Origin of the sequence: Chryseobacterium sp. WX (assembly GCF_029542485.1) — a bacterium.
Lineage (GTDB): Bacteria > Bacteroidota > Bacteroidia > Flavobacteriales > Weeksellaceae > Chryseobacterium > Chryseobacterium cucumeris.
Genome location: NZ_CP120710.1, coordinates 1,395,406 through 1,413,560, shown reverse-complemented (window position 1 = coordinate 1,413,560; position 18,155 = coordinate 1,395,406). Strand labels below are relative to the sequence as shown.

The 18,155-nt window shown below is 36.8% G+C and carries 12 protein-coding genes; all 12 read left to right on the top strand.

What is annotated here, in order from left to right:
- The first annotated feature begins 2 nt into the window (after positions 1-2).
- On the top strand, positions 3-1,454 hold the full coding sequence (locus PZ898_RS06405) for a RagB/SusD family nutrient uptake outer membrane protein (protein WP_216444343.1): 1,452 nt from the start codon (positions 3-5) through the stop codon (positions 1,452-1,454).
- A 77-nt stretch (positions 1,455-1,531) separates the two neighbouring features.
- Positions 1,532-2,923 carry a glucoamylase family protein gene (locus tag PZ898_RS06400; protein ID WP_062671813.1) on the top strand — a complete coding sequence of 464 codons (1,392 nt, stop codon included), beginning with the start codon at positions 1,532-1,534 and terminating at the stop codon, positions 2,921-2,923.
- A gap of 97 nt (positions 2,924-3,020) precedes the next feature.
- Complete coding sequence (locus PZ898_RS06395; RefSeq protein ID WP_062671815.1) at positions 3,021-3,728, top strand: prolyl oligopeptidase family serine peptidase; 708 nt, start codon at positions 3,021-3,023, stop codon at positions 3,726-3,728.
- Positions 3,729-3,808: 80 nt separating this feature from the next.
- Positions 3,809-6,136 carry a beta-glucosidase BglX gene (bglX, locus tag PZ898_RS06390; protein ID WP_277695071.1) on the top strand — a complete coding sequence of 776 codons (2,328 nt, stop codon included), beginning with the start codon at positions 3,809-3,811 and terminating at the stop codon, positions 6,134-6,136.
- A 94-nt stretch (positions 6,137-6,230) separates the two neighbouring features.
- A complete protein-coding gene (locus PZ898_RS06385; RefSeq protein ID WP_123277765.1) occupies positions 6,231-6,629 on the top strand; it encodes a hypothetical protein in 399 nt (132 codons plus the stop codon).
- 113 nt (positions 6,630-6,742) lie between these two features.
- A complete protein-coding gene (locus tag PZ898_RS06380; RefSeq protein WP_123277764.1) occupies positions 6,743-7,153 on the top strand; it encodes a hypothetical protein in 411 nt (136 codons plus the stop codon).
- Between the two features lie 264 nt (positions 7,154-7,417).
- Entirely contained in the window at positions 7,418-9,046 is a 1,629-nt protein-coding gene (locus tag PZ898_RS06375) for a T9SS type A sorting domain-containing protein (protein ID WP_277695070.1), read from the top strand.
- A gap of 5 nt (positions 9,047-9,051) precedes the next feature.
- A complete protein-coding gene (locus PZ898_RS06370; protein WP_277695069.1) occupies positions 9,052-12,237 on the top strand; it encodes a hypothetical protein in 3,186 nt (1,061 codons plus the stop codon).
- Positions 12,238-12,250: 13 nt separating this feature from the next.
- Positions 12,251-13,300 carry a hypothetical protein gene (locus PZ898_RS06365; protein ID WP_277695068.1) on the top strand — a complete coding sequence of 350 codons (1,050 nt, stop codon included), beginning with the start codon at positions 12,251-12,253 and terminating at the stop codon, positions 13,298-13,300.
- 9 nt (positions 13,301-13,309) lie between these two features.
- Positions 13,310-16,828 carry a DUF6443 domain-containing protein gene (locus tag PZ898_RS06360; protein WP_277695067.1) on the top strand — a complete coding sequence of 1,173 codons (3,519 nt, stop codon included), beginning with the start codon at positions 13,310-13,312 and terminating at the stop codon, positions 16,826-16,828.
- A gap of 7 nt (positions 16,829-16,835) precedes the next feature.
- Entirely contained in the window at positions 16,836-17,327 is a 492-nt protein-coding gene (locus PZ898_RS06355; RefSeq protein WP_202839426.1) for a hypothetical protein, read from the top strand.
- 250 nt (positions 17,328-17,577) lie between these two features.
- Positions 17,578-17,721: a hypothetical protein gene (locus PZ898_RS06350; RefSeq protein ID WP_156121528.1), complete on the top strand. Its 144-nt coding sequence runs from the start codon at positions 17,578-17,580 to the stop codon at positions 17,719-17,721.
- The last annotated feature ends 434 nt before the right edge of the window (positions 17,722-18,155 follow it).

The window sequence follows — 18,155 nt, the reverse complement described above, 5'->3', positions numbered from 1 at the left end:
AAATGAACAAAAAATATATCATAGCAGCGGCATTTTTGATTTTAGGAGCTGTTAACCAAAGTTGTAGTAATGACTTTATCGACGTGTCACCTACGGAAGCAATTCCTGAAAGCGCATTGGGTGAAATATACAATAATGATGCAGGAGCCAATAGTTTAGTTACAGCTATTTATGCTAAGTTTTTAGACTGGAATATGAGTACATTTGCATGGATCGGGGTTACATCAATTGTCTCTGATGATGCGGATAAAGGTTCAAGTGCAAGTGATTCAGGTTCAGATAAAGATATTTTAGATGCTTTGACATTTACAGCATCAACACCGTCATTTAAAGAATTGTTTGCTTCTAATTATCAAGGTATTAATAGATGTAATCAGGCGTTGAAATATCTTCCTCAGTTGGATAAAGTAGACCCGCAATTACGTGAGAGATTAGCGGGAGAGGCAAAGTTTTTGAGAGCATTTATGTACTTTACTTTAGTTAGATCTTTTGGAGGTGTTCCGTTAGTAGATCATGTTCCCGTTACAGGAGTTGAAGCCGACAAGCAAATGACACTAACTAGAAAAAGCAAAGAAGAGATTTATGCATTTATAGAAAAAGACCTTAAAGATGCAGCAGCAGTTTTGCCTTCTGGAACGGGGGGACAAAGAGCTACAAAAGGTGCTGCCCATGCACTTTTAGCTAAGGTGTATTTATATCAGAAGAAATGGCAGTTGGCAGTAGATGAGACTAATTTGGTGACAGGTTATTCATTGACAACTAATTTCCAGGATATTTATAAAGTTTCCGGAGAAAATAATGCTGAATCTATCTTCGAAATTAATGGTAGTGGAGGAACAGCAGGAAGAGCAATCCAGCAGTACAGCCAGGTTCAGGGAGCCAGAGGTACTACAGGCTGGGGCTGGGGATTTGCAACGCCTACCCAAGGATTATATGACGCCTACTCTGCAACAGATTCCAGAAGAGATGCTACGATTATCCATAGAGATATGACTTTATATGATGGATATTATGTAGGTCCAAATACAGAAAATAAATTCTATAATTATAAAGCTTATTCTTCCAATTATAGAGATCAGGCTTCAACAGACGTAAACATTCGTTATCTGAGATATGCCGAAGTACTATTAATCAGAGCTGAAGCAATGAATGAGCTCGGACAAACATCTGCAGCTATTCCTTTCCTGAATCAGGTAAGAAACAGAGCTAACATCGGAAACACTCCTGCTTCTTCTCAGGCAGACGTAAGATTGGATATCTGGAAACAAAGAAGATTAGAGCTTGCTTTCGAACATGACAGATGGTTTGATCTTGTAAGAACCGGACAAGCCCAGGCAGCCATGGCGGCTGATGGTGGTAAAAAATTCATCGTTGGAAAACATGAACTATTCCCACTTCCACAAGACTTTATAATGGAAGCAGGTGGATTGTCAGCACAAAACCCCGGCTATTAAATTTAATCAATAAAAACTTTAGAGGAGAATGAAAGTTCTCCTCTTCTTTTAGTAAGAAACCCTAAAAAAGAGAGCTCATGAAAAGGAACGTATTATCAATAGCTATTACTTCATTATTCTTTGTGTATTCCTGTAAAAATGCGCCCGTTGCCAAACAGGAAGCTGGAAAAACTGAAGCAGTAAAAAGCAATATCACGGATGAACAACTGATGGACAGAGTGCAGAAAGATGCTTTAAAATACTTCTGGGACTATGCAGAACCTAACTCAATGCTGGGAAGAGAACGTTACCATGAAGATGATATCTATCCGGATAATGATAAGCACGTGATCACAACAGGAGGCTCAGGATTTGGGTTGGCAACTATTCTGGTAGGAGTAGAAAGAGGATTTGTTCCAAGAAAAGAAGCGGTGAAAAGGCTTAGTCATATTATGGATTTCTTGGCTAAAGCAGACCGCCATAAAGGAGCATGGTCACATTGGATCAATGGGGAAACCGGAAAAACAGTGCCTTTCGGGAAAAAAGATAATGGTGGTGACCTTGTGGAAACCGCTTTCCTTACCTCAGGAATACTGATGGTCCGTGAATACTTTAAAAACGGAAATGCAGAAGAAAAAAAACTGGCAGCAAAATGTGATGAACTGTGGAAAGGAATCCAATGGAACTGGTATACCAAAGGAGGTGAGAAAGTTTTATACTGGCACTGGTCACCGGATTACCAATGGGAAATGAATTTTCCTCTTGAAGGATATAATGAATGCCTGATCACTTATATTTTAGCAGCCTCTTCACCTACTTATTCCATTGATGCAGAAACCTATTATAAAGGCTGGACCAGAAACGGAACTTATCTTACAGATAAAACAAAATACGGACTACCTCTGTATGTAAAACACAACTATGCCGAAGAATACGGCGGCCCGCTTTTCTGGGCACAATATTCATATATCGGGCTTGATCCGACTGGATTATCCGATAAACTTGTCAAAAATTACTTTGACGTCAATAAAAATCAAACCCTTATCGACTATCAATATTGTGTCGAAAATCCAAAACAATGGAAAGGGTATGGTCCCAACTATTGGGGGCTTACAGCCGGATATACAAGAAATGAAGATGGAAGCACTGGATACACCGCTCACATGCCTGGCAATGATAATGGAGTGATTACTCCTACAGCTGCCTTGAGTAGTTTTCCCTATACACCAAAAGAATCAATGGCTTTCCTGAGATTCATGTATACCCAAAAACCTGAATTCATAGGATCTGCAGGACCTTATGATGCGACCTCCATTAATTATAATAATTGGTTTACCCCAAGATATCTGGCGATAGATCAGGGAACGATAGCACCCATGATTGAAAATTACAGATCAGGATTCCTGTGGAAGTTATTTATGAATGCCCCGGAAATTCAGCAGGGATTAAAAAAACTAAGCTTCCGGTCAGCTAAATATGGAATAAAATAATTCAAAAGGAACGGCCATTGTCCCGAGCTTAGTCGAAGGGTTCCTTAAATAAAAAAAATCCAAATCTGCTGGCTTTAACCAAAACCTAAATAACAATATGAAACTAAAACTGAAACATATTCCTCTTTTATTACTGCCGTTTTCATTACCAATGAGTGCACAGGAGATAAAAGCGGAACTCAATAAAGAAATTAAAAGACAGGAGAAAATGTCTTACATTCTGGATTACCCACAAAATGTTAAAGGAACTGTACCATTAATAGTTTTCCTTCATGGTTCAGGAGAACGGGGAACTAATCTTGACCTGGTAAAGGCTCACAGTCCATTTACCTATAAAAATCTGATCAAAGAACCTGTAGCGGTTCTGGCGCCTCAATGCCCGGAAGGAACTTGGTGGGATACGGTTACCGTATATCATCTGATCAAGGAAATTCAGAAGAAATATAAAATTGATGCTTCCCGTATTTATCTTACAGGACTTTCTATGGGAGGATGGGGAACCTTAAAGCTGGCCATGGAGCATCCGGAAATGTTTGCTGCAGTGGCTTCAGTGTGTGCCCCTACAGATCAGGTCATGACCGCTAATATTCATCGGTTTAAAGATCTGAACATGAAAATTTTCCATGGCGGAATGGACGATATTGTACTACCTGCGAATGCTTTTAATTTTTATCAGAAGCTGCATCCTGTAAACCCTTCAGCAGAATTGGTTATCTTCCCGAATGATAATCATAACTCATGGGATTCGGCATACTCAAATCCCGCTTTGTATGAATGGATGCTGTCCAAAAAGAAAGAAAAGTAATCCAGGACACCAATGATTGAAAAATAATCCCATCAAATTAAAGCAAAAAATATAAAACAATAATTTAAGAAGATAGATTTATGAAAAAGTTAATTGTAATCGCCACTTTAGCATTGGCACCTGTATTTTCCGCACAGGAAATGGTAACGAAGCCCGTTCAGTCTTACCAGACAGCTCAGTATCAGGCTAAGAAGAAAGCTTTTGTAGACAATCTTTTATCTAAAATGACATTGGATGAAAAAATTGGGCAGATGAACCTTCCGACTTCCGGAGATTTCACTACAGGACAGGCACAGAGCTCTGATATCGGAAAGAAAGTAGAGCAGGGATTAGTCGGCGGATTATTCAATATAAAAGGAGCAGATAAGATCAAGGCAGTTCAGAAAGTGGCAGTAGAAAAAAGCCGTCTGAAGATTCCTATGATTTTCGGAATGGATGTTATTCATGGCTATGAAACTACTTTCCCGATTCCTTTAGGGTTAGCCGCTTCATGGGACATGAACCTTATCCAGCAGTCTGCAAAAGTAGCTGCGAGAGAAGCTGCTTCCGACGGGATCAACTGGACATTCTCTCCCATGGTAGATATTTCCCGTGAACCAAGATGGGGAAGGGTATCAGAGGGTTCAGGAGAAGATCCTTATTTGGGAAGTGAAATTTCTAAAAATATGGTGTATGGCTATCAGGGGAAAGACCTTGCGAATGGAACCAATATTTTAGCATGCGTAAAACATTTTGCTTTATATGGGGCAGGTGAATCCGGAAGAGATTACAATACGGTTGACATGAGCCATGTAAGAATGTTTAATGAGTATTTTCCTCCTTATAAAGCAGCAGTGGATGCTGGTGTGGCTTCTGTAATGGCCTCTTTCAATGAAGTGGACGGAGTACCTGCGACAGGTAACAGATGGCTTCAGACTGAAGTATTAAGAAATTTATGGAAGTTCAAAGGCTTCGTAGTAACAGACTATACCGGTATCAATGAAATGGTAGACCACGGTATGGGAGATCTTCAGCAGGTATCTGCTTTGGCTTTAAAAGCTGGGGTTGATATGGATATGGTGGGAGAAGGTTTTTTAACAACATTAAAAAAATCCCTTCAGGAAGGAAAAGTTACGCAAGCTGAAATTGATATGGCAGCAAGGAGAATTCTTGAAGCAAAATATGATCTTGGTTTATTTGATAATCCATACAAACATGGAGATGCGAAGTTAGCGGCAAAAGAAGTCTATAATATGGAAAACCGTAATATAGCAAGAAATACAGCTGCTCAATCCATGGTGTTATTGAAAAATGACAATCAGGTATTGCCTTTAAAGAAATCAGGAACAGTGGCTGTAATCGGCCCATTGGTGAATAACTCAATGAATATGGCCGGAACATGGAGTGTTGCGACAAAACATGCTGCTTCAGTTTCTTTGATGCAGGGATTACAGTCAAACTATGGAAAAGAAGTTAAGTTTTTATCAGCAAAAGGAGCCAATATAGATTACGATGCCAAATTAGAAGAAATCTATGCAGCTCATGGTAAAAAAACAGACAGAGACAACCGCTCGAAAGAAGAATTGTTAAAAGAAGCTGTAGAGGTAGCCAACAAAGCAGATGTGATTGTTCTGGCTATCGGAGAATCTGCTGAAATGAGCGGAGAATCTTCTTCAAGAACAGAAATTACCATTCCTCAGTCTCAGGTTGATCTGCTAAACGAGTTAAAGAAGACGGGAAAACCAATTGCAATGGTTCTTTTCACAGGACGTCCTTTAGCTTTAACCAATGTAAAAGATACTCCGGATTCTATATTGAATGCATGGTTTGCAGGATCTGAAGCAGGAAATGCCATTGCAGATGTTCTTTTCGGAAAAGTAAACCCGTCGGGAAAACTTCCAATGACTTTCCCAAGAAGCCTTGGACAAGTGCCAATCTATTATAATGCTAAAAATACAGGTCGCCCGCTGAGTCAGGATAAAGTAGACAAATGTACTTATGAAAGATTCCGTTCAAACTATATGGACGAATGTAATACGCCTTTATATGCTTTCGGATATGGATTGAGCTATACGAAATTCAATTATTCTGATATGGCAGTTTCCACTACGACTGCAAAAGGAAATCAGACCGTTCAGGCATCCGTTACTGTAACGAATACGGGAAATTATGACGGAGCTGAGGTTGTTCAATTGTATATCAGAGATATGGTGGGAAGTATTACAAGACCGGTAAAAGAACTGAAAGGTTTCCAGAAAATATTTTTGAAAAAAGGAGAATCTAAAAAAGTAACTTTCGATATTACTACTGAAAGCCTGAAATTCTATAACGGAGATCTGAAATATGACTGGGAATCAGGAGAATTTGATATTATGATCGGAACCAGTTCTGACAATGTTCAGCATTCAAAGATTAACTGGACTAAGTAATATCCGGAAAAGTAATTCACCGGATTGTGTTATGATGTTTTTTTTGGCACGATTTTTAATAATACCTCGGGTAATTATTAGTATACAAATCGACATGAAAAAAACAATTTTATTAAGCACAATGTTCCTGGGTTCTTTACTGTTTGCACAAAAAGGAACAATAAAAGGTGGAGACAAAGATGCACACGGATGTATTGGTTCTGCAGGATATACTTATTCTCAAATTAAGAAAGACTGTATAAGAACGTTTGAGCAGAAAATCAAGTTAACAGAAGTAGCTCCGAAAGACAGCTATACTTCAATAGCTGCAGTTATTTTCAGTAAAGACATGAAACAAGCTGAGGTTTTTGTAAAAGATGCCGGTGAAAGAAGCATTATCCTTACCAGAGCAGGAGGTAAAGCCAAAGCATGGAAAAAGGATGGTTATGTATTGGTTCCTCACAAAAAGCACGGATATCAGCTTAAAAAGGATAATATCGTGATCTATCAGTAAGATCCGGTTAAAAAAAACCGCTCGAAAGAGTGGTTTTTTTGTACCTTAGAGAAATTAATTAATATCACATTTCTGGGATATTGTAACCAGTCAAAAAAACAAATATTTTACCTATGAAAAAAATAATTTTACTCAGTACCATGTTCCTTGGATCATTCGTTTTTGCGCAAAAAAGTACTCCTGTTCTCGGAGGTGACAGAGATGTTCACGGTTGTATTGGCTCTGCGGGATATACCTATTCCCAATTACGAAATAATTGTATACAGACTTTCAATCAGAAAATAAAACTCAAAGAAGTAAATTCAGACAAAAGCTATACTTCAATGACGGCAGTTATTTTTAATAAAAGCATGACTAAAGCCGAAGTATTCATTCCGGATGGAGCTGCAAAAAGCATTATTTTGGATAAGCAGGGAAAAGCAAAAATCTGGAAAAGCGGCACTCATGTGAAAGACAGCTATGTTTTAACTCCCTATAAAAAGAGTTACCAGATCAAGAAGAATGATGAAGTCATTTATCAGTAAAATAAAACCAGAAATAACAAACCACTCGAAAGAGTGGTTTTTTTATGTCAATAATTAAAATTAATTCGATTTAATACGACATATTTTGACGTTGTGGGTAGATATTTTTACACCATAATAAAATAAAAACTGGTATAAATAGAGAGAATCTAATTAAAAATAGTATGATTTACAGGATACCACACAAAAATCATTTCCATATCTTAAAAAGTGTTAAATTCGCGAAGTTTTAAGAAACTAATTACTAACTCAAAAAAACATAGGATGAAAAAATTCTATTTCGGTGCATTTACTTTATGCACAGCCCTGGGTGTATCTGCCCAGGAAGTGTTGTGGCAGAAAGACATCCAATCTTCTACCCAAGATTTTCTAAGCCAGGTCACTACAACCATTGATCAGCAGTATCTAATTACAGGAAGCTCTATACAGTCTAAAAGCCAACCGCAAGCAGCCAGCAGCCAAAAGCAAAACTATGGTTACGATTTTCATTTGGTAAAACTCAATCAGCAGGGTCAAGAAGTCTGGGAGAAATATTTCTCAGGACAAAACCATGACTATTTATCTGCAACAGTTACTACTCAGGATGGAGGTTTTTTACTAGCCGGAACATCTTATTCCGGAAAAGGATTGGATAAAAAAGAGGATTCAAAAGGCGGTTCAGATATATGGCTGATCAGAATCAATGAATTTGGAGATGAGCTATGGCAGAAAACTTTAGGAAGTTCTTCCGATGAAGAAGCCAGAGCTGTGATTCAAACGACAGATTTAGGATTTTTTGTTGCCGGAAATGTCCAAAACTCATCAAAAGGCTATGGTTCCAAAGATGTTTTAATTACCCGATTAGACAAAGACGGAAAAGAATTATCACAATTGATTTTAGGTGGAAAAGGTTTAGACGAAGTAGAAAAGATGATTCCAACGAGAGATGGAGGAGCTTTATTAGGAATTTATTCGAGAAGTTCATCTGTTAAAACGAATAATCAGCAATCAAAGATCAACACTAATACTTCGACTGATAAACCTGCAACCTATAACCTGTTATCTGCAACCTCAAAGCAGAGCGACAATTTCGGTGAAGGCGACTACTGGATTGTCAAGCTGGACAAAAACGGAAAAGTAGAATGGGAAAAGAACTTTGGAGGTAAAGGAGATGATCATATCAGAACGCTGGCATTAACTTCAAATGGTTTTATTATTGGCGGAGAATCCAGATCAGAAAGATCAGGTAATAAAACGGTAGGTCTGGAAGAAGGAACAGACCTTTGGCTGATTTCTTTAAATGAAAGAGGCGATGAGCAGTGGCAAAAATCCTTCAATTTCAAGAACCGTGATATCCTGATGGGAATGAGCGTTCTTCATTCAGCAGATGACAAATCTTCCAAAGGAATTTTATTGGGAGGTTACACTCAGGCAGAAGGAAGAGTAGAAACCAATGACGAAACCTTCTGGATGCTCTATCTTGACCAAGACGGAAATGAACAGTGGAGAAAGCATGTGAAAGGAGAATCACGAAAGAAGGAAGAAAGACTTTCCGATTTAAAGCTGAACAGAGACGGTTCTATTATTCTGGCCGGAACCAGCGCAGAAGAGCTGGGTAAAGAAAACTGGAAAATAGTGAAGCTGGGAGATAAACAGGTTGACCAGCTGATTGAAAAATATGATATCAAGATCTATCCAAATCCAGTATCAGATTACGGGTATGTAGAAATTGGTTTTGATTTTAAAGATGCTAATATTCTGTTGTATGATATGAGTGGAAGACAGCTTCAAAGTATAAAAACCAAGAATAAAGTAACTAAGATCAATACCCAGGCTTTGGTGCAGGGAGCTTATTTGATCACTATAAAAACTGATACCAATAAAACGGCGAATGCTAAATTGATTAAGAAATAAAAAAGATGAAAAAGATAATTGCAGCTTCTCTTATTATCTGTGGATATGCTCTTGGCTACTCACAATCTGTAGATGCAAAGGAAAGTAAGTATAATTTAACAATAAAGTCACCTGATGCCAGCCAGCTATCAAAACACACAGATATTCCGACATCTACACATACTGGGACTGTTGGAATTGATATCCCAATATATACCATAAAAGTAGGAGATTTTACCCTTCCGATTTCTTTGAAATATCATGCATCAGGAGTAAAAGTTAAAGAAATAGCTTCAAAGGTAGGTCTTGGCTGGTCTCTATCAGTAGGTGGAATATCGCTTTCCAAACAGGTTTTAGGGCGTGAAGATAAAGGTAAAATCCAGTATATAAATCCGGATAGTTTCAATCCTGTTCAGAGCAATATTAACGATTACGATTTAGCAAAAAGTATCAAAGAAGAGTTTTCAACACTTGATACTCAGCCTGATATTTATTCCTTCTCTTTGGGAAACGTAGCTGGAGAATTTTATTATGATAGTTCAGGAAAAATTATTCAGATTCCCTATAGTACTGTAAAAATAGAAGATTCATTTGTTTTCACTGATGATCAGGGTGTAAAGTATTTCTTCAAAGTAGGAAATCAAACACAAACTGTAGGTGGCGGTACTCCTACTCCTAATGACTTCAGTAATACAGATTTTATCATTACAAGAATTCTTTTACCAACAGGAAAAGAAATAAAATTTAATTATCAGGCAAGTAGCTATAGTTATTTGAATAACTTTTACAAAGGGCTTAAAATTCCAAGGGCTTGTGTATACCAGAACGGTACAACCTATGAAGAGTTTGTCACAAAGACAAATGTGCTTTCCGAAAGTGTATTGCAGAGCATTGAATTTGAAGGAAATCAAGTGAAATTTATTTATGGTAATCGTGAGGATATTAATAACGGACTTTCTTTAAATAAAATAGAAGTCAGAAATCCTCAGCAGGCATTGATATCAGATTATAGTCTGGTAACAGATTATTTTACAAGTACAGATTCTCCATTGGCTCCTGGTTATGATTCTGAAATCCCCTACCTGATGAAAAGGCTGAAGTTAAAAGAAGTGGTAAACCTAAAAGATAATTCAAAATATAAACTCCAATATTATGAGAATAATCCATTACCTAATAGATTATCAGATCAAACAGATTTCGTTGGTTTTTATAATGGCAAATTGGCTAATCACGGAATTCCTTTTGTTGCATATGGGGATAAAATTTATGGATTTGGAGATGATAAAAATCCTGATATTAATTATGCTGTTTCTGGAAGCTTAAAAGAAATACAATATCCTACGGGTGGAAAAATGGGACTGCAGTATGAACTGGACGATTTTTATTTTGAAGGTACTGAAACACAAATAGGGAAAAAAGATTTTCTTATATCAAACCTTGAACCATTAGGTGGCATATTTAACGTGAATACAAATGGAAATACAGTAGATTTCAGAATTACTTTTCAAAGTACAGCTAACCCTGATGAAGGCCCGATAGGTTCTTTGCCGGAAGGACCACATTTTGTAGGGGAACTGTTGGATAATACCAATACTGTTCTCAGAACATTTCTTATCAACAAAGAATATGAATTTGTTGAAAATATAAAACCCTCCTATAAAATCAGAATCAGAAAGGTGGGAAATGTTAGTAGCAGTCACTATGCTACTCTGAATGCACAATGGTATGAAAAAATTTCAGAAGTTAAACAGTATAATAAATCTGTTGGAGGAATAAGGGTCCAAAAAATAACAAAAAATGATGCAGATCAATTGACTCACGAAACAGAGTTTATTTACAGGGATGAAAACAATAAGTCTACAGGAAGATATATGGCAGATGATATTGAATATTCCTATATTCAGGAGGTAGCAGAGGATCAGGAGTTTGGGTATACCTGTGAGCAAATGGTTATTAGTAATTCCGGAAACTTTAATATTAGTACCATTAACGGAAAACCGACGATTTATGATAAGGTCATTACAAGAAATAGGAATGTAAATAATAGTACAGAAAGCTATGAAATAACAGATGAATATATGAATCTGTCTCATACCAATCCTAAGAATGCAAGAAGTCCAATTTTTACCTATGCTAATAATCAGTTTGCCCGTGGTATATTAACAGATAGAAAATATTATAATTCTCAGCATAAACTTGTAAAAAAAGATTCATATACCTACGAATTTGATAAGCATTTCAATAATCTTTCAAATGATTACAGTGCAGGGTTCCCGAGTCTTACAATAAGACCTTATTATATAGGAGTAAAGTCTATGGCTTGTGCTGTACATGATGCTAATGGAACTTGTTTAGGACGTAATTACACCTTTACTGTAGACCGTTTTGAAATATCATCAGCCTGGGTAAAAAAGAAAACGATGACAACCAGTGATTATTTTGATAATAATGATATTAGCCAAATTACCAGTTATACTTACGACAGCAGTTACAGACATACTAACCCAACAGTTGTAAATGTAGATTTTTCAGATGTAAGCCAACGTACTCAATTTGAGTATGCCCATGAAAAGGGAAACCAGCTGATGATTTCAAAAAATATGATTGGTATTCCTTTGGAGACTGTAAGTAGTAAAACAGTAGGTATAATAAATAAAACTTTATCAAAAACTACTACACTTTATCCAGCCAGTCAGTCAGAAGCAGATCTGAAAACTTCTGGCTTAGTATTACCATATACTATACTTTCTACTGATTTACAAAATGCTGTTTCTACTGAAGTGACTTATGATAAATATGACAACAAAGGAAACTTACAGCAGTACACTACAAAATCAGGTGTTTCCACAGTAATCATCTGGGGTTACAACCTAACCCAACCCATTGCAAAGATTGAAGGAGCCAAATTAACAGATATCCAGCAGTCATTAATAGATTCCATTGTTAATGCTTCTAATACAGATGCCTCTGCTGTGGCTAATAATGATGAAACCTCATTTTTATCTGTACTGAATACATTTAGAAATAGTCTGCCAAACTATCAGATCACAACATACACTTATGATCCATTAATTGGCGTTCGTAGCATCACGCCTCCGTCGGGAATTAGGGAAGTGTACATTTATGATTCAGCAAATAGGCTTAAAGAAATCAGAGAAAGCAGCCAGACAGGCAACTTATTAAAAGAATTTAAATATAACTATAAACAATAAAAAAACATAAATTATGAAAAAAATAATAATCATTGCAGGAATTTTAGGCGCTCAATTATCTTTTGCACAGCTATATACCTCGTCAGGTATTGTCAATCAGACCTCTACCCCTACATCTTCTAACGTAGGAATCGGAGTTGCCGATCCTCATGCTAATCTGGAAGTGGGTAACCAAAACGGAGGTAAGATAACAATTTCAACAGCAGGATGGAGCGGTACCTCTGCCAGTCCTAAATATCCAGCATTAGAATTTGCCGGTTACTCTAACTCTCCTAAGGCAAGAATCACTGCTACTGAAGAAACAGGGAATATATATGGGTCGAAATTTTCTATTTTACTTAATGATAATACCAGTGCAACAAGCATGGCTGAAAGATTTTCAATCCTTTATAATGGAAATGTTGGAATCGGAGCAAGCACCCCTAAAGCAACATTAGATATTCAAAATAGGTTTTTAATTTCAGAAAATGCACCTGTATCTGGTGCAGCAATTAGATCTTATGATACATACTGGTCCAGAGGATATGGATTTGTTGATACTTCTGTTTCAAATAATATGGGACAATTCGGTGCGGTAGGACCTAAAGACAATATAGATTATTTTTATATAGGAAAAGATTACAATAATAATATTGTTAGTTTTTATCCAGCGGATAAAAAAACTGTTTTTTATGGTAATATGGGTTTAAATGGTAAATTAGAAGCAAAAGAAGTTAAAGTAACCTTAACTCCAACGGCTGACTTTGTATTTGAAGAAAACTACGACCTTCCCAATCTGGAAGAAGTAGCCAAACATATTAAAGAGAAAAAGCACCTTCCTGAAATTGCTTCTGCCAAAGTGATGGAAAAAGAAGGAGTAAACGTTGGTGAATTTCAGATCAAATTATTACAGAAAATCGAAGAGCTTACCCTTTATGCTATTAAACAGGAAAGACAGTTAAAGGATCAGCAGGAAAAAATACAAAAATTAGAAGGAGAGAATTCAGATCTTAAAAACGTTGTTTCCGAAATTAAGCAATTGAAAGAGCAATTCCTTATGATGAAATCTAATACAACCCATTAATATAGAGAAATGTATAAGAAAATATATCTAAGCATTGGGTTGCTGTTGAGTCTTCAAAACTTCGGACAGGTGGTTTTAACCGCTCCTCCTGCTCCCAATACTGAAGTAGCAGACCCGCAAAGTATACGTATGCTTCCGGGGTTTAAGTTCAGTTCTGTCAATGGAACTTTCCGGGCTTACATCGGAGGATCATCATCTGGCAATGGAGAAACTTATACTCCAATTACAGTCAATTATTCGTCTAGTCTTCCAACTACGGAAAATTATGTCTATACCAGACAGTATTTAGTCCCTACTGCTGTTTCAGACGGATCTCTTCAACAGATACAGAGTGTTCAGTTTTTTGATGGCCTTGGAAGACCGAAACAGACTGTGAGTATTAAATCCACTCCTACAGGAAAAGACCTGGTAACCCATATTCCTTATGACAATTATGGAAGACAGGTTGATAGCTGGCTTCCGGTACCTATGGCTTCATTAAGCGGTAATATTCAAACAGGGGTAGAAGGAAGTGCTAACAGCTACTATCAGTCTAACGGCATTAATGATTCCTATCCTCTTACTCACAAAACATTAGAGGATTCTCCGCTTGACAGGGTTTTAAACCAAAAAAATCCGGGAACTGACTGGCAGAACAAACCTGTTGTTTTTGGATATGAAGCAAACACAGCAGGTGAAGTTAAAAAATTTACCACTGTTACCGCATGGGTGGATGGAGCTACTTCTTCTCAGCTTGTATTATCCGGAAGCTATGGGGACGCACAGCTGTATAAAAATACGGTAACCGATGAAGACAATAATAAAACCATAGAATTTAAAAATGGTCAGGGGCAAACACTGTTGGTTAGAAAGGTTATCAGTGCTTCAGAAAATGCAGATACGTATTATGTTTATAATGAATATGACCAGCTGGCATTTGTGATACCGCCTTTAGCTTCTGTCGGGTCAACCGTTTCCGCTTCAGCATTGGAACATCTTTGTTATCAGTATAAATATGATGGCAAAAAAAGACTGGTAGAAAAGAAACTTCCTGGAAAAGGCTGGGAACAGATGGTTTACAATAAAAAAGATCAGATTATTCTCTCCAGAGATACTGTGCTCAAAAATGGGATTACGAATTTTTCAACTGCCCAGTCATGGTTGTTTACCAAATATGACCGTTTCGGAAGAGTAGTGTATACAGGGATTACAAGAGATACGAATCCAAGAAATACCATACAGAATACCATTGATAACCAATCTGCTGATACTTATGAAACCCGTGGAGGAAGCTTTACGCTGAATGGAACCAGTATCGAATATGGAAATGTGTCTTATCCTACAACAGTTGATAAGCTTTTGACTGTCAATTATTATGATACCTATCCTCAGGGAGCTCCGGCAGTAAGTGCAGTCTTAGGACAGGATGTATTACCTCAGACCACACAGAACTCAGAAGTGAGTACAAAAAGTCTTCCAACGGCTTCTTATACTAAGAATGTTGAAAATGACGGCTGGACAAAAGTTTATACCTATTATGATAAGAAAGGAAGGTCAATCGCAACGCATTCTTTGAACCATCTCGGAGGATACACGAAGACTGAAAGCTTCCTGAAATTTTCCGGCGTACCGCAGTATAGTCTTATTGAACACAAAAGATCAGCAAACGATACCAAAGTAAATATCAAAGAAACCTTTGAATATGATCATCAGGAAAGATTAGTAAGACACTGGAGCCAGGTAAATGGAGGGGCTCAGGAGCTTCTGGCAGAAAATCTTTACAATGATCTGGGGCAGCTGCAGACGAAAAACGTGGGAAATACCACTGGCAGCCCACTGCAAAGTATAAAGTACGCCTACAATATCAGAGGCTGGATGACCAAAGTGAATGATCCTTCCAATCTGCAGAATAAACTTTTTGCGTATGAATTGCGTTATAACAACCCTAACAATCAGTTTTCAGGTTCAGCAAGATATAATGGAAATATTTCCCAGATGTCATGGATTACCCAAAATGATGCGGTACTGAGAAATTACTCCTACGAATACGATGCTCTTAACCGACTTAAAGAAGGACGTTTCTGGGATGCCATGAATTTGGAAAGAGGAGAATATCATGAGCAGCTGACGTACGATCTTAACGGAAATATAAAAACGCTTTTGAGAAGAGGAAGACAGCTTCCGGGATATACCGCCCCTGAAGTAATGGACAATCTGGAATACCATTATGAAAACGGGGAACAAAGTAATAAATTATCTTACCTTAAAGAAATTGGAACCGGAAATGCCATCAGCGGATATCCGTTAGCATCAGGAAGTACAGGAAGCACCATTACTTATGATGTCAATGGAAATATGACTACTCAATTGGATAAAGGAATTTCCTCCATCCAATATAATTATCTAAATTTACCACGAAAGATTACCCAGAACTCCAAAGTAACGGATTATATTTACAGAGCAGACGGAGTGAAAGTAAGAAATGTTTTTGGAACAGAAACAACCGATTATCTGGATGGCTTCCAGTATACCAATTCGATATTAAAATTTTTCCCAACAGCAGAAGGATATTTTAATGTTGAAACTGGAAAGTACGTGTACAATTATACTGACCACCTTGGAAATGTTAGAGTAAGCTATGCTAAAAATGGAGCAGGATTAGAGATCATTGAAGAAAGTAATTATTATCCTTTTGGACTGAAGCATGAGGGATATAATGTATTAACAGGAAATCCAAGTTATAAGTACAAATATAATAGTAAGGAACTCCAAGAGACTGGAATGTATGATTATGGAGCGAGATTTTATATGCCAGATATAGGGCGGTTTGGAACAGTAGATCCTAGAAGTCAATATACTCATGAAGCTTATAGCTATGTTTGGAATAATCCGGTACAATTTAATGATCCTACAGGAATGGAAGGAGAGGAAGGAAAATGTCCTCCGAATTGCCCAAGTGGTGTGTCTGCGATAAATATACTTCCAAGTGGTCAGACAGAAACATCAATACAGGAAATTACCCTTACCGGGAAAGCAGCAGATAAAAGTTTTGGTCCGGGAAGTTTGGCAATGTCAGCATTCATTGTTTCTCAGGCAGATTCTCCTGTGCCTGGTCCTGGAGATGTTATTGGTGGGTTGATGTTGATAGGAGCAGGAGTTTGGTGGACATATGATTACTTTGCCACACCAAGTACAGGCTATACAACTATTGCAGATCCTGGTGCAGGAGTGAGGAATCTGAAAGCGGAAGATGCAGCGGATAAGGATAAAGATGTGAATGGGGTTGATGTTCCAAAAGAAAAAAAAGTTCCTGTTAGTGGTAAAACTGGAAAAGAAGCAGCCAAGGATGTCCCTTCGTGGGTGAAAGAACAAGGAGAAGCTCCTTATGTGGATGAAGATGGTAAAACTTTTGCAGAGAGGGTATTGGATCAACAATATGGAAAAGGAGTTTGGAATAAAGGAAAAGCGAGTAAAGGTCCAGGTTCCGACTTTAACAAAATAAAAAAATGGGGAGATAGAGGCTTTGAAAAACCTAAACCTAAAAAATAAATTTTTGATGAAATATTTCTTATATAGTTTAGAACATGTCTATACAGATGAATCACATACAGATTGTAAACTTTTAGGTTTTTTTGATAATTTAAAAGAATTAGAAAAAACTATAGATGTTGTATCTAAGTTTTCTGGATTTAAAGATTATCCAGATGGTTTTATAATTAAAAAAAAAGAATTAGATAAAATACATTGGGAGACAGGATTTAATACAGAAGTAGGTGAGATAGGGAGAGATTATTTACCTGAGATAGATATAATAAGTGAAGAAGCTTGTTTAATACAAAATTTAAAACTTGTTTACAATATTAGCCATGTGTATACTATTAACCCTTTTTTGGATGATGAAAGAATAATAGGTGTTTTTTCAGATTTGAGAAAAGTTGAAAAAGTTATTGAGCAATTAAAAAAGCAACCTGGATTTAAAGAATATCCAGACGATTTTATTATTGACACGGTAGAATTAAATGATCTTTTATGGACTTCAGGATTTTAAAAATCTATAACAAACCTCCACAAATAAAATGAAACCTCCGCAACAGCGGAGGTTTTGATTTATTTTGTCTTAAGAAGCTCTATTGATATATATAATGATCATCAAAAGTTAATAAACAACTGTCTTTGTAAATTATATAAAATGAACAGGTTATGTTTTTGTATTCCAAAAATCTGTATATTGGTATTACCAAATTAAAGCGCAATCCGAAAAGCATGTAGAGTAGGAGAAAAATCAAAAAAACGTTACTATGAAAAATTTAAGAAAACTTTCAAAAAGAGAATTGAAAACAGTTCAGGGAGGTATCCCAATGTGTCTTGCAGGATACTTCTGGTGCTCATTGGAAAGAAAATGTATTCCGGTAGGGTCACCATGCGGACTTATTATCGATTAACTAAATTAAAAATAGTAAAAACAAACAGGCTGTCTCAAAAATGGGATAGCCTGTTTGTTATATGCTCTCCACCAATTGACTTAGGAATCAGTAGCGTTAAGAAAATTTGAATGTAATCCGTTAAAAAATTTCCACTGTCTGAGCATGGGACTTGTTCAGAACCGAAGCAGAACCGAATGATCCATGCGAGTTTGGAAATTTTAGGAGTACATTCCAATTTTTAGCGGATGATTCCAGTCTTGAACTTTTGTATACTTTTGTTTCAAGACAAAAGTATAAATGAAAAAAATGTTATTTTGCAGTCTTAATTACAGAACTTTCGTGCGATCCAGAACAAATTATATTCTTGCTGTTGGTATCATTTTTTTGAATGTTATAATATTACTGGTAAATATATACATAATAAGAAATGGTTTTCGTCTCTTTGAAGGAGG